We start from the raw sequence: 7,969 nt of genomic DNA on the forward strand, positions 1-7,969 counted from the left end.
CTATGTTGACAAATCAAATACAAATGCTATATAATTTCAGGCTTGCGGGCAATCAAATATTTACTAACAAAGTAATTTTCAGTTTCGACCTGTTCAAAGCCAGATTCTTCGAGACGTTCGACTAAGTTATCAGTGATATAACTCCTGTAATAAGGCTCGTGAAACGTAGCAATAAAATTATTCATCGATACCTCAAACTCAGGAGTATCGATTAGTTGAATCGAATCACAGATGGTCAATACTCCCCCTGGTTTAGTCACTCGGAAACATTCTTCAACCTTGGCCTATTGGCCACGCTGCGCGAACAACTTAACAACCTTGGCCTATTGGCCACCGGTACGCCTTCAACCTTGGCCTATTGGCCACGCTGCGCGAACAACTTAACAACTTAACAACCTTGGCCTATTGGCCACGGGTGGGCCAACAACTCTTGAAATTAGCCCCCAATTCCGAGCCTTCCTGCCAAAGCTGAATTAATGGGAATCAGAGTTGCGACCATTAAAAATAATGCCAATAACCCCCACAATGCTCGAGTATCATCAATTTCGGTAATTTCATTGAGGCTAGGACGCTCTAAACTCCGCTGCAAGAACAAAATCAAGATTCCCCAGTACAAAATTATGGGATTGGCTGGATTGATTAAGGCCAGAATCCCCAATATGACTAAGGTGGCAATGGTAGTAAGTCGAGCAGTTTTGCGTCCGTAGATAGCTTGGACAATTCGCCCACCATCTAGTTGTCCTGCTGGCATTAGGTTCAAGGCTGTTATGGTTAAACCTAGCCAACCGACAATGGTGAGAGGGTGAACATCCACTAAAGACTCTTGGAGAGCACTACCGAGCACTAACTTTGCCAGCCCTCCGACTAAAATTGACCCTTGGAAGAACTCTGCTGGCACCTGAAAAGCACTGCCTTGATGAGAAAGGACTAATCCTGAAATCAGCATCACTAGAGATACTAAACCACCTACGGCTGGTCCGGCTATGGAAATATCAAATAATACTTTTCGATTGGGTAATAGGGATTCGAAGCGAACCATAGCACCAAATGAGCCAATTTGCAAGCTGGGAAGGAAAAAGGGTATGCTGAGGCGAATGTTGTGACTTTTGGCTTGCCACCAGTGACCGAGTTCATGGGTAATCAGAACTATCCAAAGTCCGATGGTAATCGGTAAGGCTTCCCGAAACCGTTCAGGTTCACTGAATAAATCAAACTCAAGGAGTAACCCAGATACTTCTAAAGTGGTGAAAAATGTGGCAATTACCAGGACCAGGGCTAATATTTTCTGCGGAACTGTAGTGGTTCGTGGGTCATTGCTACTGGGCAAGATAATGACAACTGGTTTCCCTTCTGGATTATCGACTAAAAATAGCCGATAGCGATCGCTTAATTTTTCCTCTAGATTAGCTGACAAACGAGAATGTACCAATTCGGCATCGTTTCCCCGGAGATTGCCTGTAAAAATTGCACCTTCCTGATATTTTATAGTTTCCGTAGCAAAGAACGTATCAATCCCAAAAATCCCTTTAATAAGTTGTAGGTCTTCATCAGGAATTGTAGCTACTCCGATCCTGGTGGTATTAGGACTCTCGGATACGGAAGTTAAATTGTTGTAAGCTGCAGTATCTTGCTTCTCAGACTTTTGGGCATCCTTGCTTTTTTGTTGCTCCTCGAACAGTTTGGTAGCACGCTCCCGCCAAACTTCATCTTGACCTGCTGCACGTAACAGCCTGCCCAAGTAGATGTATAGGCCGGTGGAAGCGACTAGCAGAAATAGGATCCCAACGATATTCAGGTAAATTCCGATGCTGACTAAGCCAAAGAATAATAGCCAGGGCACTGTCAATACTACTGACTGCAACCAGGCTAAAATTCCTAGCTTGCCGTAAGAACGAGCGCGGTTATAGCCCCAACCTAGAACACCAAGGGCTACGAGTATGATCACCAAAGTGACAGTAGTCTCTGATCCGTTAAACATTATCAATTCAATTTTGATGGAGTACTAGTTTCTTTCCAACTTTGGAGAGCGGTCCTGAGATCACTTTGGTTTTGCTGTAGGAAGCTGGCTCCCTCTACCTGGTCTAATCCTGTCCAGTACATTAGTAGCGCTAGTTTTACCTGCCTTCCACTGCGCTCTAGTAAATCAGCGCAGTCTTCTCGGCTGAGGTTGGTCAGGTCTTTGAGGATGCGCAGGGCTCGGTCATGAAGTTTCTTGTTGGTCACTGCCACATCTACCATGCGATTGCCGTAGACTTTGCCAAGCTTTACCATGGCTCCTGTGGAAAGGATGTTCAATGCCATTTTCGTGACAGTACCGGCTTTGAGGCGAGTAGAGCCAGCTAAGACTTCCGGACCAACTAGCAGCCGAATATCAATATCAGCATCAATACTGACCTGTTCAGGGGGGACACAAGCGATCGCAATCGTGGTTGCGCCCCGCCCGCGTGCCTCTTGGAGTGCGCCGTGGACAAAGGGTGTGGTCCCACCTGCGGTAATGCCTACCACCACATCTAGGTCATGTACCCGGCGATGGGCGATCGCTTTTGCACCATCTTCCTGTCGGTCTTCCAAATCTTCAGAACTCCGCACTAATGCCCCTGCTCCTCCAGCAATGATCCCTTGGACTAGGTCTGGGGGTGTACAAAAGGTGGGGGGACATTCGGCAGCATCGAGGACTCCCAAGCGTCCACTGGTACCAGCCCCCACGTAGAAGAGGCATCCTCCTTGACGCAATGCCTTTGCTGTGCAGTCAATGGCTTGAGCTAACTGGCTACGAGCTGCTGCGATCGCATCTAGGGTTTTGGTATCTTCTTGATTAAACAGATCCACTAACTCTAGGGATGTCAGCTGGTCAAGGTTCTGACTATTGGGATTAATCTGTTCGGTCAGTAGATGTCCCCGTTGTTCTAAATTTTGCATTATTAGTCATTGCTAGAAGGGTTTAAGGTTATTTGGTTGTTCGCGCACCCGTGGCCATTCGCGCACCCGTGGCCAATAGGCCAAGGCCAAGGTTGTTCGCCTTTAGCGATTCGGTGTCTGGTCGGTTGTTTGGTTGTTTGGTTGTTTGGTTGTTTGGTTGTTTGGTTGACGGTTCAAGGTAGACCGTTAAAAAATATTCCTCAAATTTTTATCAGCTTACAATAAATTTTCCAACTGACGGCGAATGCGCTCTAGATCTGATGATATTTCTGGTTGTTCGGTTTTCTTGATGTCCGGTTGCCAATCAGTATTTTCTAGATTTGTTTCCGGTGGCATGGCCAACATTCCTTCAGTAACCAACTCCGAGTCATAACCAGCCGATTGGCAAAACTCTTCAATCTCTTCTAGATCGATAGCTTCCACGGTTGCTGTTGGGAAATCCTGGGCTTCGAGCAATAAAGCAAAGCGGGTAGCATCGTCTTCTTCTTCAAACATCAATACCGTTTGGCGATCGTCAATTTGGATAGTGTGAATTCCCTCGTTTTCTGTCCGGGCATTAAATAACAGGACGTATACTTGCTTAGGTGCCATCATAATTCTTATATAATCTTAGGTAATAGTTATTTTTTAACTGTTTTTATAGGATATCTAATATTATTTGCTTTAATGCTATGGACAGATAGCAAGAGAGCCAAGAGAGGCAAGAGGGGCATTAAAAAATGGTCTATTTGTAGCATTCTTTGAGCTACTTGATTAATAATTCCACAATAATGCAGTGCTAAACCATCTTAGCAGCAACTCAGCTATCACCACGCTCCCTACTTAGGACGCTCCTCACTTAGGAATGACCCACTTAGGATGCTCCCCACTATCCGACTCAAGACTCAGGATTAGGCACTGACGCACTCAACAGCAGCATATCGTGCCATAAAGGTATTGCTTGCATCCTCTTGATTGCGCAGCCAAGCCCACATTTGGTCTCCGAGGCAAAAATGCCACCACTCTCTAGGATGACACCGGAACCCAGCCGAGTACATTAAATTTTTTAACACCTGTCGATTGTGATGATAAGGCAAGTCTTGTTGATTAGCGTAGTAATCGGGATAGGAGCGTGGTGAGACTTCATCAATGGGAGAGCCCATATCAATGGTTTCACCGGTAGCATCCACCAGGGTAATATCTAACGCACCACCTGTACTGTGAGGGGGTGGAGTCATGGGGTTAGAGCTCGGTACTGCCCAAAATTGATAGACTTGTTCCCAAATGGCTTGCTCTTGTTTTTCCGATAGGGTGGTTGGGTTGAGTTGTTGTGCCTGAACTACTTCTGCAAAGGTATGGTCAACCATGAATTGTTGGACTTCTACCGGTCGATAGCCATCAAAAATCTCGATGCGCCAACCTGGATGCTGCTGTTGGAGTTGGCTTTGAGCCACAAATAGTGCTTCGATCAAACTCTGGCGCAGATAATAAGGGGAAGCCTCACCATAAGGTGCCCCCAGTTTTTGGTATGGGTGAGGGGTACGAGCGGCAAATTGTTCTAAGGGAATGGGGATGAGGGGTTCTCCACACTCTACAATTGGGATTTGCTGATAAGGTTTCATAAGTTATAGCAGTTCTCAGTTTTTTCAGCATACTCAAACCACAAGAGCCACTACTTCTTCTGAGTTCCCTGTTCCCTGTTTCCTGTTCCCTGTTCCCTGTTCCCTGTTCGCTGTTCCCTGTTCCCTGTTTCCTGTTCCCTGTTCCCTGTTCCCTGTTCGCTGTTCCCTGTTCCCTGTTCCCTGTTCCCTGTTCCCTGTTCAACACTTCTAGATTTATCGCTATTACCATTAGGATAAACGTCAGGCACGGGATCATAACCTCCTGGATAGAGAGGATGACATCGTAGAATACGGCGAATGCCTAGCAAACCGCCCCGAAAGACACCAAACCGCTCAATGGCTTGGATAGCATACTGGGAACAGGTTGGTTGAAAGCGACAGACTGGGGGAAATAGGGGGGAAATAAACGCTCGATAGCCTCGAATTAGCCAAATAAGTAAAAATTTCATGTAATGGTCACCCAATCTAATACAGTAATAAATAGGTCTTACAGTATTATGCTGCCATCAAATCCTTGTTTAATTCTGTACCCTCGATAGAATCAATTCCAACCCTATGGCTGCAAATTGCACTGATTGCTGTCGGTCTCGGTGCGATTGTACTGCTGGCGGAAACACTACATCAGCGCACCGCCAGGGATTCAGAAATTACCCGTAAAATTGTTCACATTGGCACGGGTAACGTTATTTTAGTGGCTTGGTGGCTACAAATACCTGCCTGGGTAGGTATTTTGGCTTCAGTTATCGCTAGTGCGATCGCTCTTTTGTCCTATTACATTCCTATTTTGCCTGGTATCAACAGCGTTGGGCGCAAAAGCCTAGGCACTTTCTTCTATGCTGTCAGTATTGGTGTGGTGATTGCCTGGTTTTGGCCATTACAACAATTCCAGTATGCCGCTATTGGTATTTTAGTGATGGCATGGGGGGATGGATTGGCAGGACTGATTGGTCAGAAATTTGGCCAACATCCCTATAACGCTTGGGGGATGCAAAAAAGCTGGGAAGGGTCTGGAACCATGGCGGTAACTAGCTATGTAGTCAGTAGTCTGATCCTTTTCGCTGTTCAAGGTAATGTCTGGCAAACCTGGTTGATGTCAATTGCGATCGCATTCTTTGCCACAGTATTAGAAGCCTTCTCGAAGTTCGGTATTGATAATCTCACAGTTCCTATCGGTAGTGCAGCAGTAGGGTTCTTTTTAAGTCAAATCCTCACCTTGGGTTAAAGGGGTCTTCAGATAGCTCAGTTTATGAGTTTGTGCTTGAAAGTAGATCTTAAACTAAGAATAAATCAAACCTTGATAGTAATGGAAAGTTAAGTCAATGTTAAAGTTTTACAATAATCCCATGTCCAACAATGCCCGACGGGTATGGATTGCTTTATTAGAAAAACAGATTGAATTTGAGCCTGTTGACATAAAATTAGATGGAGATCAATTTACGCCAGAATTTATTGAAATCAATCCTTTTCATCACGTTCCCGTCCTAATCGATGATGGATTTAAAGTAATCGAATCCTTAGCCATCTTAGATTATTTAGAAGCTAAATATCCAACTCCTGCTCTTATGCCCACTGATCCTCAAGCTATTGCTACAGTGAGGATGATACAACTGGTCAATGTCAATGAGCTTGCTCCAGCTATCGTAACATTTATGCGCCATAATTTGGAGATTGAAGTAGAAGCCAAACAATTAGAACAAGCTCAACAAAAACTTGCCACAGTGATGAAGTTTTATAACGAAAAATTGGGCGATAAAAACTACTTTGTAGAAGGACAATTTACCTTAGCAGATATTGTGGCGGGTTTGTCAGTATATTTTCTGAGCAAGATTGGCGTTTCTTTAGCTGACTATCCCTCAGTCCAAAATTGGCAAACAGCTTTACAGCAACGGGAAAGTTGGCAGCAAGTTCAACCAACACCAGAGCAGTTGGAAATATTTAAAGCAAAAGTGAAAGCAATTTTGTCACGGTAAACCACTAGACAATTCCCAACACCTGAGTTATTGGGAGTGGTGAGTCGTGAGTCGGGAGGGGGGAGTTATGAGAACCGCTACATTACCACGTTACCTCGATCACAGTGTTGGCTCCCAGCTTAAATCATCCCGTCAATAGGCAACCCCACATTAGCTTTAGGGGCGCACGGTGTGCGCCCCTAAGGGTGTTGTGTATTCCAGCAAGAACCGCTATAACTAGCGTTCAAATTCTAGCTAAAATCGAATAATTTACCGAAAAATTTACCAAAATGCCTTTTTATGCTCAAAGGGGTCACCGCTAAAGGGTTGAACACCAATAGCAGGATAAATGTCATCATTAGGTCCAAAAATCCTAGCTACTGCTTCAGAAAGATATTGAATACTGCTTTCCAATAGTTTGTAAAAACCCATAAAATTGCTCTCCTGAATTAGTTAGGTTAGAGTTGAAAACAGCAGCAGTGGTTATAATTACCGCGAACCTTTACCTTTTCTGGTGGTTCACGATTACTTTCCTGCTCTCATCAAATTGCTGTTCTCAAATTTTTGAGTATTAACTCTCAGTAAAGACTGAAAGACGTTTTTGTCTTGGTGTACTTAATCTTATCGAAAATTATCGATTTGGTACCGGGATTAGTAATATTTGTTTGGCAATATTTGCAATACTTTTCTCAAGGTTAACTAATCCCTAAGATTTGTTTGGTAATTTTGAGAGGCTTGTTAACAAATCTGTACCTATTTAAAGTTCCTTTACCTTATGTTAAACATTACTACTTAAACAGTATTACCATGAATGATAAACACCAGGAATTAATACCTACACCTGAGAACTATAGCTTATTAACTGACCTGTATCAGCTGACCATGACAGCCTGTTATAGCGGTGAAGGCTTAGCCCAAAAACCAGCCTCCTTTGAACTATTTGCCCGACGTTTACCTAATGGCTTTGGTTACTTGATTGCTATGGGACTCGCCCAGGTACTCGACTACCTGGAACAGTTTCGCTTTAGTCCCCAGGCACTAGAAGCATTACAGCAGACAGAAATTTTTCAGGGAGCACCGGAACAGTTTTGGTCACTCTTAGCAGAAGGAAGCTTCACCGGTGATGTCTGGGCAGTGCCTGAGGGAACAGCAATATTTGCTAATGAACCGTTGTTGCGGGTGGATGCTCCTCTGTGGCAAGCACAGATAGTAGAAACTTACCTACTCAATACAATTAACTATCAAACCTTGATAGCCACTAAGGCAGCACGGCTAAGAGATGTGGCAGGAGCTGAGGCTAGCTTACTAGAGTTTGGCACTCGACGGGCTTTTAGCCCTCAGGCATCCTTGTGGGCAGCACGAGCAGCTATAGCAGCTGGGTTGGATGGCACATCTAATGTATTAGCAGCCGTGAAATTAGGATGTCAGCCTAAAGGAACCATGGCTCATGCTTTGGTGATGGCGATCACAGCAGTATCTGGAAGTGAGCACGATGCTTTT

8 protein-coding genes and 2 pseudogenes are annotated in these 7,969 nt (G+C 44.6%); 3 read left to right on the forward strand and 7 right to left on the reverse strand.

All coding sequences use genetic code 11. The features are described from left to right. Window positions 1–26: 26 nt before the first annotated feature. The 6 genes and pseudogenes from F6K52_RS27850 to yidD all read right to left on the reverse strand — a co-directional run. The gene (locus tag F6K52_RS27850; protein WP_293086100.1) at window positions 27–260 is read right to left on the reverse strand and encodes a hypothetical protein; all 234 of its coding nucleotides are present in this window, start codon (window positions 258–260) and stop codon (window positions 27–29) included. A gap of 176 nt (window positions 261–436) precedes the next feature. Continuing rightward, a complete protein-coding gene (locus tag F6K52_RS27855; RefSeq protein WP_293086103.1) occupies window positions 437–1,978 on the reverse strand; it encodes a site-2 protease family protein in 1,542 nt (513 codons plus the stop codon). A 2-nt stretch (window positions 1,979–1,980) separates the two neighbouring features. Then, complete coding sequence (gene murQ, locus F6K52_RS27860; protein WP_293086106.1) at window positions 1,981–2,919, reverse strand: N-acetylmuramic acid 6-phosphate etherase; 939 nt, start codon at window positions 2,917–2,919, stop codon at window positions 1,981–1,983. A gap of 216 nt (window positions 2,920–3,135) precedes the next feature. After that, entirely contained in the window at window positions 3,136–3,510 is a 375-nt protein-coding gene (locus F6K52_RS27865) for a DUF3110 domain-containing protein (protein ID WP_364420056.1), read from the reverse strand. Window positions 3,511–3,809: 299 nt separating this feature from the next. Next, window positions 3,810–4,520, reverse strand: coding sequence for a M15 family metallopeptidase (locus F6K52_RS27870; protein ID WP_293086112.1), 711 nt, complete (start codon window positions 4,518–4,520; stop codon window positions 3,810–3,812). A gap of 242 nt (window positions 4,521–4,762) precedes the next feature. Then, window positions 4,763–4,969: pseudogene (yidD, locus tag F6K52_RS27875) on the reverse strand (membrane protein insertion efficiency factor YidD); the annotation flags it as partial. A gap of 65 nt (window positions 4,970–5,034) precedes the next feature. Between yidD and F6K52_RS27880 the strand changes: the two are divergent. Both F6K52_RS27880 and F6K52_RS27885 read left to right on the forward strand, forming a co-directional pair. Beyond that, window positions 5,035–5,742: a diacylglycerol/polyprenol kinase family protein gene (locus F6K52_RS27880; RefSeq protein WP_293086141.1), complete on the forward strand. Its 708-nt coding sequence runs from the start codon at window positions 5,035–5,037 to the stop codon at window positions 5,740–5,742. A gap of 97 nt (window positions 5,743–5,839) precedes the next feature. Further along, window positions 5,840–6,490: a glutathione S-transferase family protein gene (locus F6K52_RS27885; RefSeq protein WP_293086145.1), complete on the forward strand. Its 651-nt coding sequence runs from the start codon at window positions 5,840–5,842 to the stop codon at window positions 6,488–6,490. A 261-nt stretch (window positions 6,491–6,751) separates the two neighbouring features. Here the strand turns inward: F6K52_RS27885 and F6K52_RS27890 are convergent, their stop codons facing one another. Continuing rightward, entirely contained in the window at window positions 6,752–6,901 is a 150-nt protein-coding gene (locus F6K52_RS27890; RefSeq protein ID WP_293086150.1) for a hypothetical protein, read from the reverse strand. A 375-nt stretch (window positions 6,902–7,276) separates the two neighbouring features. On the opposite strand from F6K52_RS27890, the pseudogene F6K52_RS27895 reads away from it, so the two are divergent. Continuing rightward, a pseudogene (locus F6K52_RS27895) lies at window positions 7,277–7,969 on the forward strand (nicotinate phosphoribosyltransferase); the annotation flags it as partial.

It is taken from the genome of Moorena sp. SIO3H5, from assembly GCF_010692395.1.
GTDB lineage: Bacteria > Cyanobacteriota > Cyanobacteriia > Cyanobacteriales > Coleofasciculaceae > Moorena.